Source organism: Microvirga sp. RSM25, from assembly GCF_044784385.1.
GTDB classification, from domain to species: Bacteria; Pseudomonadota; Alphaproteobacteria; order Rhizobiales; family Beijerinckiaceae; genus Microvirga; species Microvirga tunisiensis.
Genome location: NZ_CP173039.1, coordinates 2975221 through 3000796, shown reverse-complemented (window position 1 = coordinate 3000796; position 25576 = coordinate 2975221). Strand labels below are relative to the sequence as shown.

The 25576-nt window shown below is 64.3% G+C and carries 22 protein-coding genes and 1 other RNA gene; 19 read left to right on the top strand and 4 right to left on the bottom strand.

Annotated features, from left to right (window positions below):
* Positions 1-10 precede the first annotated feature (10 nt).
* From ACD578_RS14235 to ACD578_RS14220, 4 genes are all read right to left on the bottom strand, one after another.
* Positions 11-1528 (bottom strand): efflux RND transporter periplasmic adaptor subunit, encoded by a 1518-nt coding sequence (locus ACD578_RS14235; protein WP_404285942.1) that lies wholly within the window; start codon positions 1526-1528, stop codon positions 11-13.
* Positions 1529-1609: 81 nt separating this feature from the next.
* Positions 1610-2377, bottom strand: coding sequence for an N-acetylmuramoyl-L-alanine amidase (locus tag ACD578_RS14230; protein ID WP_404285940.1), 768 nt, complete (start codon positions 2375-2377; stop codon positions 1610-1612).
* Positions 2378-2381: 4 nt separating this feature from the next.
* Positions 2382-3107: a TerB family tellurite resistance protein gene (locus ACD578_RS14225; protein WP_404285938.1), complete on the bottom strand. Its 726-nt coding sequence runs from the start codon at positions 3105-3107 to the stop codon at positions 2382-2384.
* A gap of 87 nt (positions 3108-3194) precedes the next feature.
* Positions 3195-3473: a glycine zipper domain-containing protein gene (locus tag ACD578_RS14220; protein WP_152709932.1), complete on the bottom strand. Its 279-nt coding sequence runs from the start codon at positions 3471-3473 to the stop codon at positions 3195-3197.
* Positions 3474-3768: 295 nt separating this feature from the next.
* Here ACD578_RS14220 and ACD578_RS14215 point away from each other — a divergent pair, with 295 nt between their 5' ends.
* The 19 genes from ACD578_RS14215 (at position 3769) to lpxC (ending at position 25500) form a co-directional block, all read left to right on the top strand.
* Positions 3769-4566, top strand: coding sequence for a transglycosylase SLT domain-containing protein (locus ACD578_RS14215; RefSeq protein WP_404285936.1), 798 nt, complete (start codon positions 3769-3771; stop codon positions 4564-4566).
* Between the two features lie 145 nt (positions 4567-4711).
* Positions 4712-5092, top strand: an RNA gene (rnpB, locus tag ACD578_RS14210) — RNase P RNA component class A.
* 310 nt (positions 5093-5402) lie between these two features.
* Complete coding sequence (mraZ, locus tag ACD578_RS14205) at positions 5403-5900, top strand: division/cell wall cluster transcriptional repressor MraZ (protein ID WP_404285934.1); 498 nt, start codon at positions 5403-5405, stop codon at positions 5898-5900.
* On the top strand, positions 5897-6946 hold the full coding sequence (gene rsmH / locus ACD578_RS14200) for a 16S rRNA (cytosine(1402)-N(4))-methyltransferase RsmH (protein WP_152709925.1): 1050 nt from the start codon (positions 5897-5899) through the stop codon (positions 6944-6946). The genes mraZ and rsmH overlap by 4 nt, the downstream gene beginning before the upstream one ends.
* Positions 6943-7338, top strand: a complete 396-nt coding sequence (locus ACD578_RS14195; RefSeq protein WP_152709923.1) for a hypothetical protein — start codon at positions 6943-6945, stop codon at positions 7336-7338. Before rsmH ends, ACD578_RS14195 begins: the two co-directional genes overlap by 4 nt.
* 71 nt (positions 7339-7409) lie before the next feature.
* The gene (locus tag ACD578_RS14190) at positions 7410-9224 is read left to right on the top strand and encodes a peptidoglycan D,D-transpeptidase FtsI family protein (RefSeq protein ID WP_404285931.1); all 1815 of its coding nucleotides are present in this window, start codon (positions 7410-7412) and stop codon (positions 9222-9224) included.
* An 11-nt stretch (positions 9225-9235) separates the two neighbouring features.
* Complete coding sequence (locus ACD578_RS14185) at positions 9236-10690, top strand: UDP-N-acetylmuramoyl-L-alanyl-D-glutamate--2,6-diaminopimelate ligase (RefSeq protein WP_404293848.1); 1455 nt, start codon at positions 9236-9238, stop codon at positions 10688-10690.
* Entirely contained in the window at positions 10687-12120 is a 1434-nt protein-coding gene (locus ACD578_RS14180; RefSeq protein WP_404285929.1) for a UDP-N-acetylmuramoylalanyl-D-glutamyl-2,6-diaminopimelate--D-alanyl-D-alanine ligase, read from the top strand. The genes ACD578_RS14185 and ACD578_RS14180 overlap by 4 nt, the downstream gene beginning before the upstream one ends.
* A gap of 3 nt (positions 12121-12123) precedes the next feature.
* Positions 12124-13209, top strand: a complete 1086-nt coding sequence (mraY, locus tag ACD578_RS14175) for a phospho-N-acetylmuramoyl-pentapeptide-transferase (RefSeq protein WP_404285927.1) — start codon at positions 12124-12126, stop codon at positions 13207-13209.
* Positions 13210-13214: 5 nt separating this feature from the next.
* Positions 13215-14606 carry a UDP-N-acetylmuramoyl-L-alanine--D-glutamate ligase gene (gene murD / locus ACD578_RS14170; RefSeq protein WP_404285925.1) on the top strand — a complete coding sequence of 464 codons (1392 nt, stop codon included), beginning with the start codon at positions 13215-13217 and terminating at the stop codon, positions 14604-14606.
* A 2-nt stretch (positions 14607-14608) separates the two neighbouring features.
* A complete protein-coding gene (gene ftsW / locus ACD578_RS14165) occupies positions 14609-15751 on the top strand; it encodes a putative lipid II flippase FtsW (RefSeq protein ID WP_404285923.1) in 1143 nt (380 codons plus the stop codon).
* Positions 15751-16869, top strand: a complete 1119-nt coding sequence (gene murG, locus ACD578_RS14160; protein WP_404285921.1) for an undecaprenyldiphospho-muramoylpentapeptide beta-N-acetylglucosaminyltransferase — start codon at positions 15751-15753, stop codon at positions 16867-16869. Before ftsW ends, murG begins: the two co-directional genes overlap by 1 nt.
* Positions 16866-18281, top strand: a complete 1416-nt coding sequence (gene murC, locus ACD578_RS14155) for a UDP-N-acetylmuramate--L-alanine ligase (protein WP_404285919.1) — start codon at positions 16866-16868, stop codon at positions 18279-18281. Before murG ends, murC begins: the two co-directional genes overlap by 4 nt.
* A complete protein-coding gene (gene murB / locus ACD578_RS14150) occupies positions 18278-19201 on the top strand; it encodes a UDP-N-acetylmuramate dehydrogenase (protein WP_404285917.1) in 924 nt (307 codons plus the stop codon). The genes murC and murB overlap by 4 nt, the downstream gene beginning before the upstream one ends.
* A 53-nt stretch (positions 19202-19254) precedes the next feature.
* Positions 19255-20178 carry a D-alanine--D-alanine ligase gene (locus tag ACD578_RS14145; protein WP_152709905.1) on the top strand — a complete coding sequence of 308 codons (924 nt, stop codon included), beginning with the start codon at positions 19255-19257 and terminating at the stop codon, positions 20176-20178.
* Positions 20145-21134, top strand: a complete 990-nt coding sequence (locus ACD578_RS14140; RefSeq protein ID WP_404285915.1) for a cell division protein FtsQ/DivIB — start codon at positions 20145-20147, stop codon at positions 21132-21134. The genes ACD578_RS14145 and ACD578_RS14140 overlap by 34 nt, the downstream gene beginning before the upstream one ends.
* Positions 21131-22453 (top strand): cell division protein FtsA, encoded by a 1323-nt coding sequence (gene ftsA, locus ACD578_RS14135; protein WP_152709901.1) that lies wholly within the window; start codon positions 21131-21133, stop codon positions 22451-22453. The genes ACD578_RS14140 and ftsA overlap by 4 nt, the downstream gene beginning before the upstream one ends.
* Positions 22454-22560: 107 nt before the next feature.
* Positions 22561-24264 (top strand): cell division protein FtsZ, encoded by a 1704-nt coding sequence (gene ftsZ / locus ACD578_RS14130; RefSeq protein WP_404285912.1) that lies wholly within the window; start codon positions 22561-22563, stop codon positions 24262-24264.
* A gap of 291 nt (positions 24265-24555) precedes the next feature.
* Positions 24556-25500, top strand: coding sequence for a UDP-3-O-acyl-N-acetylglucosamine deacetylase (gene lpxC, locus ACD578_RS14125; RefSeq protein WP_404285910.1), 945 nt, complete (start codon positions 24556-24558; stop codon positions 25498-25500).
* Positions 25501-25576 lie beyond the last annotated feature (76 nt).

Sequence of the window (25576 nt, the reverse complement as noted above, 5' to 3'; positions counted from 1 at the left end):
TGGATGCTCCTCAGAACATGCGTGGCGGGCGCGGGCGGCGGTTGGCGGCCGAGCCGTTCGTCTCCTCCGCCGCGTCGGAGCGCTGCGCTCCGATGATGATGGCCGCACCTTCCTGCAGATCGCCACGGATGATCTCTGTATAGGCGCCGTCGGTGACGCCCAAGCGCACGGGCACCGCCTGCGGATTGCCGTCCTGTCCGACGCGGTAGATGCGCGCGCGCGTTCCTTCGTCCGGCATGAATTGAGCCTGTTCGCTGCGTGCCCGCCGCTGCAGACCCTGGCCCTCGGGCGCAGCGCTCCGTCCCTCGCTGCCTGCGGCTTGATCCTCCTGCTGACGCGGTCGCCGTCTCGGCGTCTGGCCATCCTGCGCGACGCTTCTCGGCCCACTTGACTCGACAGCAGCGGATGGCCGGAAGCGCAAAGCCGCATTCGGGATGCGCAGCACGTCCTCGCGCTCATCCGTGACGATCTGGAGGTTCGCCGTCATGCCGGGCAGGAGTGCCTGGTCCAGGTTTCTCACGCCGATGACCGCCGTATAGGTGACCACGTTCTGCACCGTCTGCGCAGCCAGGCGGACCATGCGAACGCTACCCTCGAAAGTGCGGTTCGGATAGGCGTTGACCGTGAAGGTAACCTTCTGCCCGTCTCTGAGACGACCCACATCCGCCTCGTCGATATTGGCGTAGATATCGATCGCTCGCAGATCCTGCGCGATGGTGAACAGAGTCGGTGCGGAGAGCGAGGCGGCGACGGTCTGGCCCAGTTCGATGTCGCGCTTCACCACGACACCATCGACCGGGGACTTGATCTCGGTCCGGGCGAGATCGATCTCGATGTCCTTCAGCTTCGCCTGCCGCTGAAGGATGACCGCCTCTGCCGATTTCACGCCTGCTTCGGCCAGGGCGAGGTCCGCCTTGAGACCTTCCAGCTCCGCCTTGTTGGAGGCGATCTGCGCTTCGGCCGCAACGAGGTTCGCCTTCTGAATGTCGACCTGCGTTCCGGCCTGTTCCAGCGCCGTCTGGGTTCCCACCGCACGGGTGGTCAGCTCCCTCTGCCGGTCGAGATTGCGTTGCGCTTCGGCGAGTTGCGCCTGGGTCCGGTCGCGCTGCGCCTGAAGATCGTCCGCCTGTGCCTCCGACCGCTGCTGGGACGAACGTGCCTTGTCGATCTGCGCGCGTTTGGTGTCGAGATCGGCCTTCGCCTGGGCGAGATCCGCCAGGGCCGCGTCACGGCGCGCCTTGATCTGCTCGGCGTAAAGGCGGGCCACCATCTGGCCTTCCTTCACGGGCGTATTGTAGTCGGCAAGGATCTCGACCACCTGGCCGGAGAGCTGTGATCCGACCAGAACCGTCGTGACGGGGTTGAGCGTGCCGGTCGCGCGGACGCTCGCCGTGATGGGGCCGCGATCCACCACGCCGAGGCGATAGGCCCGATCGGAGGCGTTGCCGCCCGTGGGCTTCCACAGCACGAAGCCAGCGGTCCCTGCCACAAGGAAAATGCCGATCAACCACAACCAGACGCGACGCACCGAAGAACCCTCTGCAAGACAGGGAATGTCATGAGGGCCGATTGTGGCCGATTTCCTATAGTGTTGCGAGTTAACTCTTTGTCATGCGGCAGTCTGGGGCCGCGCGGCGATCAGGTTGCGCAGGGTCATGATGGTGGAGGCGTCGGCGACACCGTCGACGCGCTCGGGCCGGAAATGCCGCTGGAACGCGGAAACCACCTTTTCCGTGTCCTCGTCGAAGACACCGCTGATCTTCACCTCATAGCCGTACATGGCGAGCATCGCCTGCAGGGCTTCAATGGGCATGCCCTGGTCGCCGCGCGAGAAGAAGCGGCCGTCGCTCATGGCGGACGGGGCAACCCAGTGGCCGGCGCCCGCCTCGTGCAGGCGCGGCCAGGGAAACAGCTCGCCCGGATCGACCTTGCGGCCGGGGGCGACGTCGGAGTGGCCGAGAACGCGGGTTGCCGGAATGCGCCAGCGGGTGACGATATCCTTGGCCAAGGCCGCGACGCTTTCGATCTGCGCGTCGGGGTAGGGCGGCAGGCCGCCCGGATGGCCGGGATTGGCGATCTCGATGCCGATGGAGCAGGAGTTGATATCGGCCTCCCCGTCCCAGGAGGAGAGGCCCGCATGCCAGGCCCGACGCATCTCCGGCACGAGCTGGAGAACGCGCCCATCGCCGAACACGAAGTAATGGGCGGAAACCTGCGACACCGGATTGCACAGCCACTGCAGGGCTTCGCCTTCGTCCGGCATGCCCGTGTAGTGGAGAATGAGCATGCTGGGGCGCTGGCCATCCTTGCGCTCCCCGTGGTTGGGCGACGGAAACACCTTGCTGGCGACCGGGCTCTCCGGGGACAGAGCGCTCATGCCGTCACCTGAGGTTCCGCTCGGCAGCGATGCGTTCCCAGGCGGCGTTGATGGTGGCCACGCGCTCGGTTGCGATCTTCACCGCTTCGGGCGGCAGCCCGCGGGCGATCTCCCGATCGGGATGGTTCTCAGCCACGAGCCTGCGGTAGTGCCGCTTCAACTCCTCGTCGCTCATGCCTCGGTCGGCCTTGAGGATGAGGTAGGGATCGTCCGCGCGCTTGACGTGCCGGGCGGCGATGCGCTCGAAATCCTTATCCGAGAAGGCGAAGATCGTCGCCACATCCTTAAGGTAGGCGTACTCCGCCTCATGGATGGCCTCGTCCGCCTTGGCGATATGGAACAGGCCGTCGAGCACATCCTCGAGCAGGGCAGGCTCTTCCTTGAAGGCGTCGCCAATCTGGCGGGCATAAGCCTCGAAACCGTCTGAGGTCTGTGTAGCGAGGTTGAACAGACGCTCCACCTTGTCGTGCTCGCTTTCCGGTACCTCGACGATCTGCTTGAAGGCCCTGACCTCGACATCGACCACGACCCCGTCGGCCTTCGCCATTTTGGCAGCGAGCGCGACGAGACCCATGGTGAATAGCACGTCGCGCGGCGGCTTCCCGAAAGGAGCGCCCTCCCGATCAATGAGAACGTGGCCGGCCACACCACCCATGAGAGCACCGATCGGTCCGCCCAATGCGAGCCCGATGCCGGCACCACCCAACTTACCCCAAATCGACTGAATCATCTTGAGAGTAGTCGTACGCTCAAGTGCGGGCAAAAGGAAAGGGGCCGGGAATGTCCCGACCCCTTAAATTCGATCTCGGATGCGCGATCAGCGGCAGTAAACGTTGCCGTAGACATCCTGATAAGTGCCGTAGGGGCAAGCCGGACGAGCCGGAGTCGTTGCTGCGCCGACCATTGCGCCACCGGCAGCACCGATGGCCGCACCCGCCAGAGCGCCGCTGCCACGACCTGTGGCTGCACCGCCAATGGCCGCACCAGCAAGGCCGCCGATTGCAGCGCCGCCGACTGCGCGCTCGCCGGGGGTATTGCAGGCTGCCATCGAGAGGGTGAGGGCACCGGCGGCAATGGCTGTCATGATCTTCTTCATGGAGGCTTCCCTGTTGTTGAGCGGGCGGTAGGCTGCCCATTCCTGTTTAGCTTGACCTTACGCTGTCGCCAACTCCCGGACAGGGAAAGAGTTCCTCCCCATTCCCAATAAGCTGTCGAAAAAATTCCAAATTTGCCAAAGGCTAGAATCGAGCCCGCAAAGCCATGCAATGCAGAGGGAACACGCTCAGGCTTGAACGTATTCTGAACAAATATGCGGCCTGAAGCGCCTCATCTTAGCCTTATTTGGCCGTCACCGACCGCGCCTTCCGATTTGTGCCGGCTGGAGTATCGGTTTGACTTGGCAACATCTGCTCAGAACCCTCGCGATTGCGTTTCTCGGTGCGGCGGCGCTGATTCTGGCCGCGGAAGCGCGGGCTGAAGGAGGAAATGCCGATAACGTCATTTCCCCCGACAAGGCCGAGGTGTTCCTACGTGCTGCGGCCGCCGAGGCTGCAGCCGTGGCGGAGGAAGAGACTGCCGAAGCGGCCGATGCCCAGAAGTCCGCGAAGGCTGCCAAGGGCTCGGACAAGAAGAAGCCGAAGGACGCTGCCGTCGCGGCCAAGGCTGACAGAGCTCAGGACGGCAAATCCCAGTCCAAGCTGGCAGTCCAGGCCGCCGCTCAATCCGAGGAAGAGGAGGCCGGCAACCGGACCGCGTCCCTTCCTTCAACCCCGGCGGACGCCAAGCTGAAGCTCCGGCAGTCCGATGCCGTTCGTGGCAGTGCTCTCAAGCCGCTCATCACCCGCTACGCGTCCGAGAACGGCTTGCCGTACGAACTGGCCGATGCCGTCGTTCGGCTCGAGAGCCGCTACAATGCCGGCGCTCGCAACGGCCCGAACATGGGCCTGACCCAAATCAATTTCCGCACCGCGCAATCGCTCGGTTATCAGGGCTTGGCTGCGGGTCTTCTCGATGCGGAAACGAATCTCCGCTACGGCTTGAAGTATCTCGCCAAGGCTTACAAGCTCGCCGGCGGCGATACCTGCGGCACCATCCTGCGCTATCAGTTCGGTCACCGGACGCAGACCATGACGGGTGCCTCGCGCGCCTATTGCGCCAAGGTGCAGGTGATTACGGCCGCGGCCGACTAGGGCATCGGGTCCAAAGGGTTCTAACTTTTGGGAATCTCGGATGCTTCTTCCTGAGTGGCGCATCGTGCGGAAAGCCGGAGCCACTTTTCCGCGCTATGCGCTGGACCCTTGACGTGAGGGGGCGTTTGGCACCACATCCCCATCGTCAGCCGGCCAGGCGGCCGCTTCGAGCCTAGCTCGGGGAGGAAAGTCCGGGCTCCATGGAAGCAAGGTGCCGGATAACGTCCGGCGGGGGAAACCCTAGGGAAAGTGCCACAGAGAGCAGACCGCCCCGTATACGGGGTAAGGGTGAAAGGGTGCGGTAAGAGCGCACCGCGGACGCAGCAATGCGGACGGCAAGGTAAACCCCACCAGGAGCAAAACCGAATAGGGACGACAGGCGTTCGCGCCAGGCCTGCTTCCAGGCTCGTCGTCCGGGTTGGTTGCTTGAGGCGGTCAGCAATGATCGTCCCAGAGGAATGGTCGCCACGTCCAAGGTCTTAGACTTTGGGCCCTACAGAACCCGGCTTACAGGCCGGCTGACCCCATCTTTCCACAGGCCCGATTTTGTAAGAAAGCGGAGCAAACCGTTGCTCCGCTTACGATTCATTAACTGTAAATGCGTCTCATGGGGAGTGCATGCCATGAGGCGTGTCCTCGACCTCCGTTCCGTTGACGCCCATATTATCCCATGTTATCCCAAACCATCCCGTCGACGGTGTCTTCCGAAGGGAGCGTCAAGCACTCAAGAAATGCTGGCGTTCTGCTTCGGGAAGTAGCGTCACCACCGACTGCGGGTGGTGGATCCTCAAGATCCGCCTGGGGGCTGACAATCAGGAGCGTGCGAGCTGCGGCCAATGAACCGCTTCGTGTCCAATTTCACCAACAAGTTGGATTCGAAGGGTCGCGTCTCGATCCCCGCATCCTTCCGGGCCGTGTTGGCCAAGGATGGATTCGAGGGGCTCTACGTACATCCGGCGCTGGACGCGCAGGCATTGGACGCAGGCGGCAACGTGCTTCTGAACGAGATCGATGCGTTCTTGTCGACGCTGTCGCCCTATTCGGACGAGCGGGATCAGCTGTCGACGGCGTTGTTCGGGACAAGCGAGATTCTGAAGGTCGATCCGGAGGGGCGTGTCATCCTGACGGATACGGTAAAAGTGCATGCCGGGATCGGCGATACGGTGACGTTCGTCGGACTCGGTCACAAGTTCCAGATTTGGGAGCCCGAGCGCTTCCGTGCGCACCTGGAGGAGGCGCGCACGAAGGTCCGAGACCTGAAGAAAGCATTGAGCAGCCGAGTTGTGGAGCCAAGGTTAGTGCAGAATACCTCACCAGGAGTGCGGGAACGATGATGGGACGCGGCGACGGCCCAGGAGCCGGAGCCGCTGGCGGACCGTCCCGTCACGTTCCTGTTCTCCTGGAGGAGGTTGGCACAGCGCTCGATGTGACGCGCGGCGGCGCTTTCATCGACGGCACGTTCGGCGCGGGTGGATATACGCGCGCCATTCTCGATGGACACCCCCAGAACAAGGTCATTGCCATCGACCGCGATCCCGATGCGATCGCTGGCGGAGCTTCCCTTGCGGCCAAATTCAAGAAGCGTCTGATGCTCGTTTCCGGTCGCTTCGGCGATCTCGACGAGGTCGCGCGCGCACAGGGTTTTGAGAGCGTTGACGGTGTCGTGCTCGACATCGGCGTGTCGTCCATGCAGCTCGATCAGGCCGAGCGCGGCTTCTCATTCCGCAATGACGGCCCGCTCGACATGCGTATGGAGCAGAGCGGCCCAAGCGCGGCCGATCTCGTCAATGAATCCTCCGAGGCCGAGCTCGCCGACATCTTCTATCACTACGGCGAGGAGCGGCGCGCCCGCGCGGTCGCGCGCGCCATCATCGAGATGCGCCGCCGCCAGCCGTTCGAGACCACGCGTCAGCTGGCCGATCTCGTCGCCTCGCTGATCCGCCAGGAGCCCAGCGGCATTCATCCGGCCACCCGTGTGTTCCAGGGGCTGCGCATCGCGGTCAATGACGAGCTCGGCGAGCTGGTGCGCGCGTTGCACGCAGCCGAGGGCATTCTGAAGCCCGGCGGCCGTCTTGTGGTTGTCACGTTCCATTCGCTCGAAGACCGCATCGTGAAGCAGTTCTTCGCGGCCCGCACCGGGCGCGCCGCTACCGGCTCGCGCCATCTGCCGACAGCCGCCGCACCTGAGCCTACTTTCGATGCGATCACCAGGGGGCCTGTGGGGCCGAGCGACCAGGAAATGGCGCGCAATCCGCGGGCACGCTCGGCAAAGCTCCGGGCTGGCGCGCGCACGGACACGCCGCCGCAGGAGCCTTTGAGCGCCATCACCATGCTGGCCGAGTTGCCGCAGACGGCTGAAAAACGGGGAGGGCGCCGATGATCCGGCTGCTCCACATTATCGCGATCTCTGCTCTCATCGCATCGGCAGGCTATGCCTATTCGATCAAGTACGACACGCTCTATTATGCCGAGCAGGTGGCGAAGCTGAAATCCAAGTTGCAGCGCGAGCGTGAGGCCATCGCGGTGCTGCAGGCGGAATGGCAGTATCTCGACCGCCCTGACCGACTTCAGGAAGCGGCCGACAAGCATCTCGATCTGCAGCCCTTGAAGATCCAGCAGCTCGCGCGCTTGTCCGACCTGCCGAACCGTCCTTCACGTGAGGACGAGATCGGCCGCAAGCTCGAGGCGCTCGGGCTTCTCGAGCCCACATCGACGCCGAAGGACAAGAATTCGGACGCCCGCACCCCGACGACCCAAACCCCGAAACGGTGAGCCTCGTGTTGCAAGAGCCCCAAACCGAATGGCAGGGTAAGAGCCTTCCCCATAGAGCATCGGATCCAATAGTGGACACCACTTTCGGAACCGATGCAGTGCTCGCGCCTTTGAGTGACGCATCGCTGGATGCGGAAAGCCGGAGCCGCTTTTCCGCGCGACACATTAAGCGGGGCGTGCTCGGACACGCCCGAGAGCTGTTTCGCCTGCGCCATGACAAGAGCACGTCGCGCGTGGGTCTCGCTGCGGCCTGCTTCGTCGGCTTGTTCAGCCTCATCGGCGGTCGATTGGTTTATCTTGCGGTCACGAGCGAGAACACGAGCGAAGTGCGCCGCGCCGCTTCGTCCGAAATTTCCGCGGCCCGTCCCGACATCGTCGATCGCAATGGCGAAATTCTTGCCACCGACGTGAAGATGGTCTCCGTCTTCGCCGAGCCGCGCAACATCGTCGACAAGGACGAGGCGGTCGAGCTCCTGACCGCCGTGCTGCCCGACCTCGACGCGACGGACCTGCGCAACAAGCTCAGCACTAGGAAGGGTTTCGTCTGGGTCAAGCGCGAGATCACGCCACGCCAGCAGGCGGAAGTGCATCGCCTCGGAATTCCTGGCATCGGCTTCCTGCCGGAGAACAAGCGCGTCTATCCGAACGCGGAGGCCGCTGCACACGTGCTCGGCTTCGCCAACGTGGACAATGTGGGCATCGCCGGCATCGAGAAATACATCGACAGCATGGGTCTGCAGGACCTCAACGGCGCGGGCTTCAACATTTCTGCCGCCGACCTGAAGCCCATCCAGTTGTCTCTCGATCTGCGTGTGCAGCATGCGCTTCGCGACGAGCTTGCCAAGGGCATGGCGAAGTTCAAGGCCAAGGCTACCGCAGGTACGGTCCTGGATGTGAATACGGGGGAGATCATCGCTCTCGTGTCGTTGCCGGACTACGATCCCAACAATCCGGTCGACGCGCTCGAAAAGGATCGGATCAACCGTATCAATGTCGGCGTGTTCGAGATGGGCTCGACCTTCAAAGCCCTCACGGTCGCGATGGCGCTCGATTCCGGCAAGTACAACATCAACTCGACCTTCGATGCGCGCTCCGGGCTGCGCTACGGCAAGTTCACCATCGGCGACTACCACGCCACGCACCGCGTGCTCTCCACGCCGGAAGTGTTCGTGCATTCCTCGAACATCGGCACGGCGCGCATGGCGCTTGGCATCGGCGTCGAGGGCCATAAGGCCTTCCTGCGCAAGATGGGCCAGCTCTCGCGCCTCGAGACCGAACTGCCTGAGAACGCCCTGCCGATCGTCCCGCCACGCTGGGGCGAACTCAACACCATGACCATCGCCTTCGGCCACGGCCTCGCAGTCGCGCCGCTTCAGGCGCTGATGGCCGTCGGCGCGCTGGTGAATGGCGGCGTGATGATCAAGCCGACCTTCCTGAAGCGTACCGAAGCCGAAGCACGGCAGAATGCCCTTCAGGTGCTCAAGCCGGAGACGAGCGAGGCCATGCGTTATGTGATGCGTCTCAACGCATCGACGCCGGAAGGCTCGGCGGGCTCCGCCTCCATCGCGGGCTTCTTCGTGGGTGGCAAGACCGGCACCGCCGAGAAGGTGATCAACGGCCGCTATGCCAAGAACAAGAACTTCACCACCTTCACGGCGGTGGTGCCGGCCGACAAGCCGAAATACGTGTTCCTCACCATTATGGATGAGCCGCAGGCGGTTGAAGGCACCTATGGCTTCTCGACCGCAGGCTGGAACGCGGGCCCCGTGACCGGCAACGTCATTGAGCGCGTGGCGCCGCTGCTCGGCGTGCCGCCGCGCTTCGAGCCGCCGGCGCAGCCGTTCCCGCTCATGTCCCGCCTCGGCGCCTGGGGCAGCAACCGATGAGCGCAAGTAGCATGCATCTCGGCGATCTGATGGCTGAAGCGCAGGGGCATGAGCATGCCCCTCTCGCTATTTCGAAGATCGCCTCCGACAGTCGCAAGGTTGAGCAGGGCTCCCTGTTCTTTGCCGTGCCGGGCACGAAGGTGGACGGCATGAGCTTCGTGCCGCAGGCGGTGACCTCCGGAGCAGTCGCCATTGTCGGCGAAGCGGAACGCCCGTCGGATCTGCCGGGCCATGTCGCCTATGTGCAGGTCAACGATGTCCGCCGGGCGCTCTCTCTGGCGGCTGCACGCTTCTATCCGAAGCAGCCGGAGAAGGTCGTCGCCGTTACGGGCACGAGCGGCAAGAGCTCGGTGGCCGATTTCACACGCCAGCTTTTCGCCCATCTGGGCTACAAATCCGCCAGCGTCGGCACGCTTGGCATCATCACGTCGGATGGCGCGGCCTATGGCTCGCTGACGACGCCGGACCCGATCTCCCTGCACGAGAGCTTCGACCGCCTGGCGAACGACGGCGTTACGCGCCTCGCCATGGAGGCTTCCTCGCACGGCATCGACCAGCGCCGTCTCGATGGCGTGCGCCTGCAGGCTGCAGGCTTTACCAATCTCGGCCGTGATCACCTCGATTATCACGCCACGACCGAGGCCTATGCCAAGGCGAAGATGCGCCTATTCGATACCCTGCTGCCAGGCAATGCACCCGCCGTCATCAATGTGGACGGTCCTTATGCGGACGTGTTTCTGGATGGTGTGCGCAATCGCGGCCTGAAACTCTTCACCACCGGCAGCACGGGCGAGACGATCCGTCTCGTCGAAGCCCGCGCGGAGGGTTTCACACAGGCACTGACCGTCGAGGCTTTTGGGACAACCGTCCGGACGAGATTGCCGCTGCTGGGTGCCTTCCAGGTCGAGAATGCTCTCGTCGCCGCGGGCCTCGTTCTCGCCGTCGAAGGCGAGGGCAGGGCAGCCGAGGTGCTTGAGGGCTTCAAGACTCTGAAAGGCGTGTCCGGCCGCCTGGAGCAGGTGGGCGAGGTGGATGGAGCCATCTGCATCGTCGATTACGCCCACAAGCCCGATGCTCTGGCTCATGTGCTCGATGCCCTGCGCCCCTTCGTGAAGGGACGCCTCGTCTGCGTCGTCGGCTGCGGCGGCGACAGGGATCGGGGAAAACGTCCGCTCATGGGACGCATCGCCTCGGACAAGGCGGATCTTGTCATCGTCACGGACGATAATCCTCGCTCCGAGGATCCGGCTGCGATTCGTGCCGAAGTCATGAAAGATGCGCCCGGCGCCCGCGAGATCGGAGATCGCGCTGAGGCGATCCGCACAGCCGTGAACGAGCTTCGGGAAGGCGATATTCTGGTCGTCGCTGGCAAAGGCCATGAAACGGGCCAAATCATCGGCGACCGGACCCTGCCGTTCTCGGACCACGACGAGGTCCGGGCGGCCATCGCGGAGAGGCAGGGATGAATTCGCCCCTTTGGACATCGGATGAGATCGCAGCCGCCACAGGTGCCCGCCTCGGCGGCGGCTTTGTGCAGGCTACGGGTGCGTCCATCGACACGCGCACCCTGGAGCCGGGCGATCTCTACTTCGCGATCAAGGGCGATGTGCATGACGGGCACGATTTCGTGGCGACTGCCCTGGAGAAGGGCGCGTCGGCTGCAGTCGTGTCCGAGGAAAAGGCTCCTGCCCTCAAAGACTCCGACAGACTCATCGTCGTGCCGGACGTGCTCGAGGCCATGCGTCAGATGGGTCGCGCCGCGCGCAAGCGCACCGACGCGAAGATCGTCGCGATCACCGGCTCCGTCGGCAAGACCGGCACGAAGGAGGCCATGCGGCTCTCGCTGGCACGCCAGGGCGCGACCCATGCGTCCGTGGCCTCCTACAACAATCATTGGGGCGTGCCGCTGACGCTTGCCCGCATGCCACGTGAGACCACTTTCGGCGTATTCGAAATCGGCATGAATCATGCACACGAGATCCTGCCGCTGACGGGCATGGTCCGTCCGCATGTGGCAGTCATCACCACGGTCGAGCCGGTCCATATCGAGTTCTTTCCTTCGCTCTGGGGCATTGCCGATGCCAAGGGCGAGATCTTCTCCGGCCTCGAGCCAGGCGGCACGGCGGTCATCGGCCGCGACAATGCCTATTTCGAGCGCATGCACGCCCATGCCTACGCATCCGCGGCGGGCCGTGTGATCACCTTCGGCGAGCACGAGGCGGCAGATATTCGCGCTCACCGCATCATCGTGAAGCCCGACCATTCGGTCGTGGACGCCACGGTCTTCGGCCAGCCCCTGACCTACAAGATCGGCACGGCCGGCCGGCACATCGCGCTGAATTCCTTGAGCGTGCTTGCGGCCTCCCATGCGCTCGGCGCCGATCTCGCGCTCGTGGCGCTTGCCTTCGCCGAACTGAAGCCTCCGGTCGGACGCGGCGAGCGGACCATCCTCGCCATCGGCGACAGCGAGGCTCTGCTGATCGATGAGAGCTACAACGCCAATCCGGCCTCCATGCGCGCGGCGCTCGCCAATCTCGGCGCAGTCGAACTCGGCCGCGGCGCGCGGCGGATCGTTGTCCTGGGCGACATGAAGGAATTAGGCGAGACGGGTCCGCGCCTGCACGCGGAACTCGCGGAGGCGGTCGAGTCGAACAGGATCGACCTGCTGTTCGCGGCTGGTCCCTTGATGAAAAATCTCGTCGATGCTTTGCCGAAGGCCAAGGTCGCGGCCCATGTGGAGACCTCCGCCGAGTTGGTCGATGCCGTCTGCATGACGGTTCGCCCCGGCGATGCCATCACAGTCAAGGGCTCGCTCAGCATGAAGATGGCCCTGGTTGTCAAAGCTTTGAAAGAACGTTACGGCGCGAGCCCGACGGCCCACGCGCTGAAAGGATGATCGATGTTAACCTGGTTGGCTGAGCTCAGCCCCTATTTCAGCCCCCTCAATATCTTCCGCTACATCACGTTCCGCACCGGCGGCGCGACGGCGACCGGCTTGCTGATCGTCTTCCTGTTCGGCCCGTGGATGATCTCGCTTCTGCGCCTGCGCCAGGGCAAGGGGCAGCCGATCCGCGAGGATGGGCCGCAATCGCACCTTTTGACCAAGCGCGGCACGCCGACCATGGGCGGGTTGATGATTCTCGCGGGCGTGCTGATCTCGACCCTGCTCTGGGCGAACCTGGAAAACCACTATGTGTGGGTCGTGCTGTTCGTCACCGTGGGCTTCGGCGCCATCGGGTTCTATGACGATTACCTGAAAGTGACGAAGCAGTCGCACAAGGGCTTTTCCGGCCGCTCGCGCCTCGCCATCGAGGCGCTGATCGCCGCCATTGCCTGCATCGCCATCTCCTACATGGCGACGCCGGGCCTCGCCAACAAACTGGCGCTGCCGTTCTCGAAGGACCTGATCTTCAATCTCGGCTGGTTCTACATCGTCTTCGCCGGCTTCGTGATCGTCGGCGCCGGCAATGCGGTGAACATCACCGATGGTCTCGACGGACTCGCCATCGTGCCGGTAATGATCGCGGCGGGCACCTTCGGCTTCATCGCCTATCTGTCCGGTAACGCGGTGTTCTCCAATTACCTGCAGATCCATTTCGTGCCCGGCACCGGCGAGCTCGCGGTGATCTGCGGTGCGCTCATCGGCGCAGGCCTCGGCTTCCTCTGGTTCAACGCGCCTCCGGCCCAGATCTTCATGGGCGACACGGGCTCGCTCGCCCTCGGCGGCCTTCTCGGCACCATTGCGGTGGCGGCCAAGCACGAGTTCGTTCTCGCCATCGTCGGTGGGCTCTTCGTGCTGGAGATCATGTCCGTGATCATCCAGGTGACCTCCTTCAAGCTCACGGGCAAGCGCGTCTTCAAGATGGCGCCGATCCACCATCATTTCGAGCAGCTGGGCTGGACCGAGCCGCAGGTGGTGATCCGGTTCTGGATCATCGCCGTCGTGCTGGCGCTCACCGGCCTCGCCACCCTCAAGCTGCGGTAGCGCGCATGATCCCCGTCACCACCTTCGCAGGCAAAACAGTCGCTCTCTTCGGCCTCGGCGGCTCCGGGCTGGCGACGGCGCTTGCCCTAAAGGAGGGCGGGGCACATGTGATCGCCTGCGACGATAATCCGGCCAAGTTGGCCGAGGCCAACGCGAAGGGTATCGAAACGGGCGACCTGCGGAATGCGGATTGGTCGAGATTCTCGTCCTTGATCCTTTCGCCCGGTGTGCCGCTGACCCATCCCGAGCCGCACTGGTCGGCGAAGCTCGCGCGTGCGGCCGGCGTCGAGATCATCGGCGACATCGAGCTGTTCTGCCGCGAGCGGGCGAAAATCGCGCCGAATGCACCCTTTGTTGCCATTACCGGCACGAACGGGAAATCCACGACGACGGCGCTGATCGCGCATATCCTGCGCGAAGCCGGCCGCGACGTGCAGATGGGCGGCAATATCGGCACCGCGATCCTGTCGTTGGAGCCACCGGCCGACGACCGCATCCACGTGATCGAGTGCTCCTCGTTCCAGATCGATCTGGCGCCCTCGCTCGCGCCTACCATCGGCGTTCATCTCAACCTCTCGCCCGATCACATCGACCGGCACGGGACGATGGAAGATTACGCAGCGATCAAGCAGCGGCTGGCGGCGAAGGCGGGGCTTGCCGTCATCGGCGTCGACGATCCGATGAGCTGTGCGATCGCCGATTCATGCCAGGCAAAGGGCGTGAACGTCGCTCGCATTTCGGTCGAGCCGCTTAGTGTGAAGGGTGTCTTCGCGGACGGCGAAACGCTTGTCGGGGTGACGCCGTCGGATGCCGCCCCTGTCGCCAACTTGTCGGGCATCGGTTCGCTGCGTGGCGCCCACAATGCGCAGAATGCCGCTGCGTCTGTTGCAGTCGCACTGGCCTTGGACGTTTCGCCTGAGAAGATTCGGGCTGGCCTCCACACCTTCCCCGGCTTGCCGCATCGCATGGAAGAGGTCGGCCGCATCGGATCGACCCTTTTCATCAACGACTCCAAGGCCACCAACGCGGATTCCACCGAGAAGGCGCTGAAATCCTTCGACGAAATTCTCTGGATCCTCGGCGGCAAGGTGAAGGAAGGCGGCATCGAGCCGCTGAAATCCTATTTCCCTAAGATCCGCAAGGCCTATCTCATCGGCGCGGCTGCGGACGAATTTGCCAGGACGCTCGGCAGCGACGTTCCGCATGTTCAGTGCGGCACTCTCGACAACGCTGTGGCACAGGCGGCAGCGGATGCGCAGGCGCTGGGGAGCCCGGCCGTCGTGCTGCTGTCGCCGGCCTGCGCGTCCTATGACCAATTTCCGAATTACGAAGTGCGCGGAAACCATTTCCGCGATCTGGTCCGGGCATTACCCGGCCTTGAAGCCAAGGGGGCTTGAAGATGGTGTCGCGCGCGGAACGCTCGGCTTTCGGCGATTGGTGGTGGACGGTCGACCGCCTGCTTCTCGCAGGTCTCGCCATCCTCATGCTGGCAGGTCTCGTCTTCCTCATGGCCGGCGGCCCGCCCGTTGCGGAGCGCCTCGGCCTCTCCACGTTTCACTTCGTGAACCGGCAGGTGATGTTCCTCGTCCCGGCGCTCGCCATCATGATCCCGGTCTCGTTCCTGTCCCTGCGCCACATCCGGCGTTTGGCACTGCTGGTCTATGCAGTCGCGATGGTGCTGATCCTGCTGGCGTTCCAATACGGTCCTGAGATCAAGGGCGCCCATCGCTGGATCATGATCGGCCCGCTCGGCCTGCAGCCGTCGGAATTCGTGAAGCCCGCCTTCGTGGTGCTGTCGGCCTGGGCCTTCTCGGAAGGGGCGCGGCGCAAGGACGTGCCAGGCACGCTGCTGGCGTTCCTGCTTCTGCCCGCCACCATCATCCCGCTCATCCTCCAACCCGATTTCGGCCAGACCATGCTGGTCACCATCGTGTGGTGCGGCCTGTTCTTCATCGCCGGCCTGCACTGGTTCTGGGTGATGGGCCTCGGGGGCGCCGGACTTGTGGGCATCGTGGCGGCCTATGAATTCCTACCGCACGTGCGGGCCCGCATCGAGCGCTTCCTCGACAAGGATTCCGGCGACACTTTTCAGGTGGACACGGCGATGGAGTCCTTCTCGCGCGGCGGCTGGCTCGGGCGCGGTCCGGGCGAGGGCACGGTCAAGCGCATCCTGCCGGATGCCCACACAGACTTCATCTTCGCCGTCACGGCAGAAGAATTCGGCATCGTCGTCTGCATCGTGCTGCTCCTGGTCTTTGCCTTCATCGTGCTGCGCGGCCTGTCGCTCGCACGGCGCAGCGAGGACACGTTCTGCCGTCTCGCGGCCACGGGTCTCATCTTCATGTTCGGCCTGCAGGCCTGCATCAACATGATGGTGAACGTGCACCTCATGCCGGCCAAGGGCATGACGCTGCCCTTCATCTCCTATGGCGGCTCGTCGCTGCTCTCGCTCGCGCTCGGCATGGGCTTCCTCATCGCCCTCACGCGGCGGCGTCCGCGCGCCGAGATGATGGACCATTACGCCCAGGATCGGGCGCATTGATGAGCGCTCCTCTCATCCTCCTGACCGCCGGCGGAACCGGCGGTCATCTTTTTCCGGCCGAAGCACTGGCGAATGCCCTGAAGGCCTCTGGCGCAAAGGTGGCGCTCGCGACCGACAAGCGCGCCAATGCCTATGCAGGCTCGTTTCCGGCCGACGAGATCGTCGAGATTCCGTCCGCGACCCCATCCGGCCGCTCGCTGCCGCAAATGGCGAAGGCGGCTCTGCTGCTGGGGCAGGGGACCCTGAAGGCCGCATCCCTCATGCGGCAGATGAAGCCTGCCCTCGTCGTGGGCTTCGGCGGTTACCCCACCGTGCCGCCGGTGTTGGCGGCCTCCTTCCTCAAGGTGCCGACGGTGATCCACGAGGCGAATGGCGTGATGGGGCGCGCCAACCGCCTGCTCGCCCGCCGGGCCACCGTGATTGCGACGGGTTTCGCCGATATCAAGGGGGTTCCGGCGAACGTGCCCGGAAAGCTCGTCCACACGGGCAACCCGATCCGGCCCGCGGTGCTGGAAGCCGCAAAGCAGCCCTATGCAAGCCTGGAGCCCAATGGGAAGCTCCGCCTCCTCGTGGTCGGCGGCAGCCAGGGCGCGCGGGTCATGAGCGATGTGGTGCCCCCGGCGATCGAGCTCCTGCCGCCGAACCTGAGAACACGCCTTGTCGTCACCCAGCAGGCCCGGGGCGAGGACCTGGAGCGGGTCCGCGACCATTACCGGAAACTGGGTGTGGAATTCGAGGCCGAGCCCTTCTTCAAGGATCTGCCGTACCGGCTGGCCCAGGCCCATCTCGTGGTCTCCCGTTCCGGCGCCTCGACCGTCGCGGAGCTTGCGGTGATCGGTCGCCCCTCGATCCTCGTGCCCCTGCCGGGCTCCCTCGACCAGGACCAGGCGGCCAACGCCAAAACCCTCGGAGATCTCGGAGCCGCCATCGTTTGTCCGCAATCGGACTTCACCCCTGAGAGGCTGGCAAACGAGATTCAGCTCTTTTTTCAAGAGCCTGACCGCTTGACCAAAGCCGCCGCCGCTGCACATAGCGCCAGCATCACGGATGCGGCGGAGCGCCTGGCGCAAGTCGTTCTCACCCTCATTCATTCGAACAATAATGGAAAAAAACCATGAAACTGCCGCCGAAGCTTGGTCCCATTCACTTCATCGGTATCGGCGGCATCGGCATGTCGGGCATCGCCGAGGTCATGCACAATCTGGGCTACACGGTGCAGGGTTCGGACGCGGCCGACAACTACAACGTCAGGCGCCTGCACGATAAGGGCATCAAGACCTTCATCGGCCACAGGGCCGAGAACGTGGAGGATGCGGAGATCGTCGTGGTCTCGACCGCGATCAAGCGCGACAACCCGGAGCTGATCGTCGCCCGCGAGAAGCGCCTGCCCGTCGTACGTCGCGCCGAGATGCTGGCCGAGCTCATGCGCTTCAAGTCATGCGTCGCGGTGGCGGGCACCCACGGCAAGACCACCACGACGTCCCTCGTCGCCACGCTGCTCGATGCGGGCGGGCTCGACCCGACCGTCATCAACGGGGGCATCATCAATGCCTATGGCACCAATGCCCGCATGGGCGATGGCCAGTGGATGGTGGTGGAGGCGGACGAGTCCGACGGCACCTTCCTGAAGCTCCCGGCGGATGTGGCCATCGTCACCAATATCGATGCCGAGCATCTCGATCATTTCGGCACCTTCGATGCGATCAAGGACGCCTTCCACTCCTTCATCAATTCGATCCCGTTCTACGGTTTCGCCGTGATGTGCATTGACCACCCGACCGTGCAGGACCTCGTGGGCCGAATCGAGGATCGCCGCATCATCACCTACGGCGAGAATCCGCAGGCCGACGTGCGCCTAATGGATGTGGATTCGCGCGGCGGTCAGAACCGCTTCCGCGTCATGATCCGCGACCGCCGTCCCGGCTTCCGCCTCGAACTCGAAGACCTCGTGCTGCCGATGCCGGGTGCGCATAATGCGCTCAACGCCACCGCTGCGATTGCGGTCGCGCATGAACTCGGCGTCACGCCGGATGCGATCCGCAAGGCGCTCGCAGGCTTCGGCGGCGTGAAGCGCCGTTTCACCCGCACGGGCGATTGGAACGGCGTCACGGTGTTTGATGATTACGGCCACCATCCCATCGAGATCGCAGCGGTGCTCAAGGCCGCCCGCGCCTCGACCGACGGGCAGGTCATCGCCGTGGTGCAGCCGCACCGCTATTCGCGCCTGTCGTCCCTGTTCGATCAGTTCTGCACCTGCTTCAACGATGCGGACGCGGTCATCGTCGCGCCGGTCTATGCGGCGGGCGAGCAGCCGATCCCGGGCGCAGACCGCGACGGCCTCGTGTCCGGCCTCAAGGCGCGCGGACACCGCAACGTGATGGCGCTTGAAAAGTCGGAGGAACTCGCAGGTTTTGTGAAGGGCATCGCGAAACCGGGCGATTACGTGATCTGCCTCGGCGCCGGCAACATCACCCAATGGGCCTACGCGCTGCCGGGCGAGCTCGAGGCGCTTGGCGAGAAGGCGGCTTGATGTTTCCTGATATCGTTCCCGATCTGAAGGCCGGCATGCCCGAACTGCGCGGCAAGCTGGAGGCGAATGCGCCGACGGCGCCTCTGTCGTGGTTCCGCACGGGCGGCCCGGCGCAGGTGCTGTTCACGCCGGTCGATGCGGACGATCTTGCGCACTTCCTGCAGCGACTCGACCGCAGCCTGCCCGTGCTCGTCGTAGGTCTCGGCTCCAACCTGCTCATTCGCGATGGGGGATGGGAAGGCGTCGTGATCCGATTAGGAAAAGGTTTTGCCGAAGTGTCGGTGGAGCCGGGCCTGCGCGTGCGCGCCGGTGCCGGCGCCCCCGACGTGAAGGTCGCGCGCGCGGCGGCGGAGGCCGGCATTGCCGGTCTGTCCTTCCTGCGCGGCATTCCCGGCGCCATCGGCGGTGCGTTGCGCATGAATGGCGGCGCCTATGGCGGCGAGACGAAGGATGTGCTCATCGGGGCCAAGGGCGTCACGCGCACCGGCGAGGCGGTGAGCTTCACCAATGCGCAGATGGGTTTCACCTATCGCCATTCAGACGTGCCGGACGATGTGATCTTCACCGAGGCTCTGTTCGAGGGCCGTCCTGGCGATCCCGCCGAGATCCTTAGCGAGATGAACGCCATTACCGAGGCGCGCTCCTCCACGCAGCCGGTGAATACCCGCACGGGCGGCTCCACCTTCAAGAACCCTCCGGGCAAGAAGGCGTGGGAGCTGGTCGATGCAGCGGGTTGCCGGGGACTTCGCATCGGCGATGCCCAGGTCTCCGAGATGCACTGCAATTTCCTGATCAACCACGGCTCCGCCTCCGCGGCCGATATCGAGGGCCTGGGCGAAGAGGTGCGCCGCCGCGTTCGCGAGTTGTCGGGCGTGCAGCTCGAATGGGAAATCAAGCGGGTCGGGATCGCGAGGAACTGATTCGAATCACTTAATCATCCCGGTGTGGCCGGGGCGCATGACGGGAGCAGATCATGGCGAAGCACGTTGCCGTTCTCTATGGCGGCTGGTCGGCCGAGCGCGAGGTGAGCCTGGCTTCGGGCCGGGCCTGCTGCAAGGCCCTGGAGGCGCAGGGTTACAAGGTCACTCCCATCGATGTGCAACCCGACATCGCCACCGTTCTTCAGGCCGTTGCGCCGGATGTGGTGTTCAACGCGCTCCATGGCCGGGTGGGCGAGGACGGAACGATCCAGGGTCTGCTGGAAGTCTTAAGAATTCCCTATACCCATTCCGGTGTCCTCGCCTCGGCGCTCGCCATGCAGAAGGACAGGGCCAAAACGATCATGGCGGCGGCGGGCGTACCGGTGCCGAAAGGGCAGGTCGTTAACCGTTTGGAGGCGGCGAAAGGCCACGTTCTTCCGGCGCCCTACGTGATCAAGCCGGTCAACGAGGGCTCTTCCGTCGGTGTCATCATCGTCCGCGAGGACCGATCCCATCCACCCCAGGAGCTGACGCGGGAGGACTGGGCCTTCGGCGAGCAAGTCCTTGTAGAATCATACATTGCGGGCCGGGAACTCACCTGCGCGGTCATGGGCGACAGGGCCCTCGGGGTCATCGACATCCAGCCCGCCACCGGGGTCTTCTACGATTACGATGCGAAATATGTGAAGGGGGGCTCCATTCACGTCCTCCCGGCAGAAATTAAACCGAATATTTACCAAAAGGTCCAAGAGTTGGCGTTAACGGCGCATCAAGCGCTCGGCTGTCGGGGAATCAGCCGCGCTGACTTACGGTACGACGACACTCCTGGAGGAACAGGGGAACTCGTCGTTCTTGAGGTCAACACGCAACCCGGCATGACCGAGACGAGCTTGGTGCCCGAATTGGCAGCCCACGCGGGCTATTCGTTTGGCGAGCTTGTGCAATGGATGGTGGAGGACGCTACCTGCAACCGATGACGGCCTACCCGGCCGGATTCGCGGTTGCGCGCTCTGCCCCTGGAAGTCGGGGGGCAGGCGCCTCCCAGTTCAAGAAGCCTTCACGAATCAAGAAACTCTTTGGCTCCTCGCGCAGCGTGCGCCGGCGCTCCGCCGGTCTCCCGCTCGAGCAGCGCCTTCCGCGCTTTCTCGGCACCGGCCTGGCGCTCGGCTTCTTCAGTGCCGTCATCGGATTCGGTCTCTGGCAGGGTGGCCATATCGACGGCTTCATCCGTGACTACGGCGAGCCGCATCATGCGCTGGCACGGGCGGTCGGTCTCGGCCTCGATCAGGTGACGATCTCTGGCATCTCGCAGATGGGCGAGAACGAGGTTCTCGCTGCGGCGGGTATCAATTCCAAGCAGTCGCTGGCCTTCCTCGACGTGAACGATCTGCGCGAGCGCCTGGAACGCGTTCCGATGATCAAGTCGGCTATGGTGCGCAAGCTCTATCCGAACGAACTCGTCATCACGCTCACCGAGCGCGAGGCGCACGGGATCTGGCAGAACAACGGCGAATTGTTCGTGATCGCTGCCGACGGCACGGTGATCGACCTGATGCAGGACGAGCGCTATCTCGATCTGCCGTTCGTGGTGGGCGAGGGCGCCAATACCCGCAGCAAGGACTATCTCGCGCTGCTCGAGGCTGCAGGCCCGCTCAAGAACCGCATTCGTGCGGGCACTCTCGTGGCCGGGCGGCGCTGGACGCTCAAGATGGACAACGGCATGGACGTGCGCCTGCCGGAGCTCGGGGTCGCCAATGCGCTGGCCCGTCTCGTAAAGCTCGAACACGAGCAGAAGATTCTGGAAAAGGACGTTCTGGCGATCGATCTGCGCATGGCGGATCGCGTCGTCGTCCGCTTGACGGAAGAGGCAGCCCTGGCCCGCGCCGAGGCGCTCAAGAAAAAACCAATGCGCGGCAAGGGGGTCGATACATGAGTCTCTCGGGTCACGGTTTGACGCCTCGCTTGAAGCCGCTTTCCGCGCGCAAGAGCGCCATTCTCTCAGTCCTGGATGTGGGCACGAGCAAGGTCGTCTGCGTCGTGGCGGAATTGAAGCCGGCCGACGAGGTCGAATCGCTGCGCAGCCGCACCCATGTGGCGCGTATTCTCGGCATCGGCCATCAGCGCTCCGTGGGCCTCAAAGGCGGCGTTGTCGTCGATCTGGAAGCGGCCGAAAGTGCGATCCGTCAGGCGGTTCACGCTGCCGAGCGCATGGCGAAGGTCGAAATCCAGTCGGTGATCGTCAATCTCACCGGCGGCCGTCTCGCGTCCGAGCATTTCGAAGCGCATATCCCGGTGCGCGGCGCGGTCGGCTCCGGCGACGTTCATCGCGTGCTCGATGCAGCATCGAGCTACGACCTGCGTCGCGGCAGAACCGTGCTTCACGCTCTGCCGACCGGCTTCTCGCTCGACCAGCAGAATCACATCGTCGATCCTGCCGGCATGATCGGCGAGCGTCTCGGTACAGATCTGCATGTGGTCACGTCCGAAGCGGCTGCCGCCCGCAATCTCATGCTCGCGGTCGAGCGCTGCCATCTCGGCGTCGAAGCCGTGATCGCAACGCCCTATGCGGCGGGTCTCTCCGCACTCGTCGACGACGAAGCCGATATGGGCTGCGCGGTCGTCGACATGGGCGGCGGCACCACGAGCGTCGGCATCTTCTCCAACGGCCATCTGGTGCATGCCGATGCCATCGCCGTCGGCGGTCACCACGTGACCATGGACATCGCGCGCGGTCTCACGACCCGCGTGTCCGCAGCCGAACGGCTCAAGACTCTTTACGGCTCCGCGATCACATCGAGCGCGGATGACCGGGACATGATCGCGGTGCCGCAGGTCGACGAGGACGAACGGGACGTTCCGAATCATCTGCCGAAATCGCACCTCGTTCGCATCATCAAGCCGCGGGTCGAGGAAGTTCTCGAACTCGTGCGTGATCGGTTGAAAGGCGCGGGCTTTGCGGCCCAGGCCGGACGGCGGGTCGTGCTGACGGGCGGCGCAAGCCAACTCGTCGGGCTGCCGGAAACGGCGCGCCGCATCTTGCAGGGCCAGGTTCGTGTCGGGCGTCCGCTCGGCATCAAGGGTCTGCCTGAGGCGGCAAAGGGCCCTGCCTTTTCGGCAGTGGTCGGCCTCCTGGTTTATCCGCAGGTGGCTCACATCGAGTATTTCGAGCCGCGCTCCAGCGGCTTGTTTCAGAGTACGGGAACCGACGGCTACTTCTCGCGGGTGGGTCGTTGGATTCGCGAGAGTTTCTAATAACGAGTAACGCGTTGGCGCGGCGGGCCATCGTGAAGAGTTCAAGTAAACAAGGGTTAGCGTCCGCCAAACGCTTATCAGTATTAAGGCCAGAAGAGGCACAGGTCATGGCAATGAATCTGCAAACTCCGGACATCCGGGAACTCAAGCCGCACATCACGGTTTTCGGCGTCGGTGGCGCCGGCGGAAATGCCGTGAACAACATGATTGAATCCGGTCTGGAGGGCGTCGAGTTCGTGGTGTCGAACACCGACGCGCAGGCTCTAGCCTCCTCCAAGGCTCAGCGCGTGATTCAGATGGGCATCCAAGTCACGGAAGGCCTCGGCGCCGGCTCGCAGCCGGAGGTCGGCCGCGCGGCTGCCGAAGAGGTGATCGACGAGATCCGCGATCAGCTCGCCGGCTCGCACATGGTGTTCATCACCGCCGGCATGGGCGGTGGCACCGGCACAGGCGCGGCCCCGGTCGTGGCCCGCGCGGCCCGCGAACTCGGTATACTGACTGTTGGCGTCGTTACGAAGCCGTTCCAGTTCGAGGGCGTGCGCCGCATGCGTCTGGCGGAAGCCGGCATTAACGAGCTGCAGCAGGCGGTCGACACGCTCATCGTGATCCCGAACCAGAACCTGTTCCGTGTCGCCACAGAGAAGACGACCTTCGCGGACGCCTTCGCCATGGCCGACCAGGTGCTCTATTCCGGCGTTGCCTGCATCACCGACCTGATGGTGAAGGAAGGCCTCATCAACCTCGACTTCGCCGACGTGCGCTCCGTCATGCGCGGCATGGGCAAGGCCATGATGGGCACGGGCGAGGCATCCGGCGAGAAGCGCGCCATCCGTGCCGCCGAGGCAGCCATCGCGAACCCGCTCCTCGACGACGTGTCGATGAAGGGCGCGCGCGGCCTGCTCATCTCGATCACGGGCGGCAACGATCTCACCCTCTACGAGCTCGACGAAGCAGCGACCCGCATCCGCGAGGAAGTGGACCAGGATGCCAACATCATCCTCGGCGCGACCTTCGACGAGAGCCTGGAAGGCATCATCCGCGTCTCCGTCGTGGCGACCGGCATCGACCACGCCCTTCTCGAGAAGGGCGGAGACCTGACTGCTACCGAGCAGCGCATCTCCGAGGTGGCCGAGCGCCTGCGTGCCGAGGCCCGCGCCCGCGCCACGCCCACTCAGCCTGCGCCGACCTTTCGCTCCGCCGCCCAAGCCGAATCGGTGAAGGCGGCTCCGATCCTGAACCAGGGCACGCCCGTTCTGGCTTCTGCCCACGTTGCGGCTCCGGCTCCCATGGCCGCGGCCCAGCCGCTCGAGCCCGCTCCGCAGCCTGTGATTCGCGACGACGTGGTCCTCACGCCAGCTCAGCCCCGTCAGGCATTGGCTTACGAGGCTCCGGCTCCCCAGCAGCCAGTCTATGAGGAGCCGGTGGAGCAGGGCGCCTTCATCCCGCCGCAGGCTGAACGCGCCATGCGTCCGGCCCGGATGCCGCAGATCGACGAGCTACCGATGCCGGCGCAGAATCAGATCCGCGCCAGCCGCGGCGAGGAGCCTGCTCACGAGCATAAGCCGTCGCTGATCCAGCGCCTTGCGACCATCGGCTTCGGCCGCCGTGAGGAGCCCCAGCACGCCCCCGCCGAGCCACGCCAGGAAGCGCCGCGCCAGCCCATGTCCTCGGTCCACGCCGAGTACGCCCGCCGGCCCATGCCGCCCCAGGCCCAGCGTCCTCCGCAGGCCCCGATGGCTCCGGCCCCCCGGGCTCCGTCGGAAGATGACCAGCTGGAGATTCCCGCCTTCCTGCGTCGCCAGGCCAACTGATTTGGTCTGACGTCGCTGTCACGGATGTTACAAAAGACCCCCAGCCCGATGCGGCTGGGGGTCTTATTTGTTAAAAATCTATTAACATCAATGACTTGAGAGTTATCCAAATTGTAACACAAAGTAAGAAAGCGTGATTTGGCCTAGCCTGACAGCGGGACTAAGGTGCCTCCACGTTAAAGGGGCAGCGCTAATGAGAAGCCTGCCGGTCGGAAGCACAATGCAGCAAATGCAACTTCCCCGGCTAATGAGGCTCAGTTTGGCGACAAGGGTAGTTGAGGTTCAGGAATAATGAAGCAAAGCCAGCAAACCACGCTTCGCGCTGCCGTGACCCTGGTTGGAACCGGCGTTCATTCCGGGGATGAAGTGAAGATGATCCTTCATCCGGCTGAAGCGAGCCATGGCATTGCTTTCCTGCGCACCGGCCTGCCGGGCGGCCTGGACCGACTGATCGACGCTCGGCACCTGGCGGTCACCGCCACCGAGCTCTGCACGGTGATCGGCGACCGCGATACGGGCGCGGTCGCCACCATCGAGCACCTCATGGCGGCCCTGACCGGTCTCGGCATCGACAACGTGCTCGTCGAAATCGACGGGCCGGAGGTTCCGATCCTGGACGGCAGCTCGGCTCCCTTCATCGATGCCATCGACCAGGTCGGCATCGCCGTTCAGGGCGCCACCCGCCGTTATCTCAAGGTGCTCAAGCCGGTCCGCGTCACGCAGGGCAAGGCGTTTGCCGAGCTTCTTCCCAACGACCGCGCCTTCCGCCTGGATGTGGAGATCGATTTCCCCACCCCGGTGATCGGCCGCCAGCGCAAAGCCGTCGAGCTTTCGCCCTCCGTCTTCCGCCGTGAAATCTCCCGCGCCCGCACCTTCGGCTTCATGCGCGACGTGGAGAAGCTCTGGAGCGCCGGTTTCGCCCTGGGCGCCTCCCTCGAGAACACAGTCGCCATCGGCGACGACGGCATCATGAACCCCGAAGGCCTGCGCTATGCGGACGAGTTCGTCCGTCACAAGCTGCTCGATGCGGTCGGCGATCTCTCCCTCGCGGGTCTGCCGCTGCTCGGCACCTACCGCTCCTATTGCGGCGGGCACCGCATGAATTTCTCTGTGCTCGAGGCCCTGTTCTCGAGCCGCTCCAACTACGCCATCGTGGACGCTGTTCCCCGCCGCGAGACGGGCTATGCCGATATCGGCAGCGTGGCGGCTTCGGTTCTCGCCCCCGAGATGCACTAAAGCGGCTTCCGACGGACCTGTATTTCCGCTATAGGCAGCAAGCGCCCATTGGCCGCATGATCTCATGCAGGCTTTC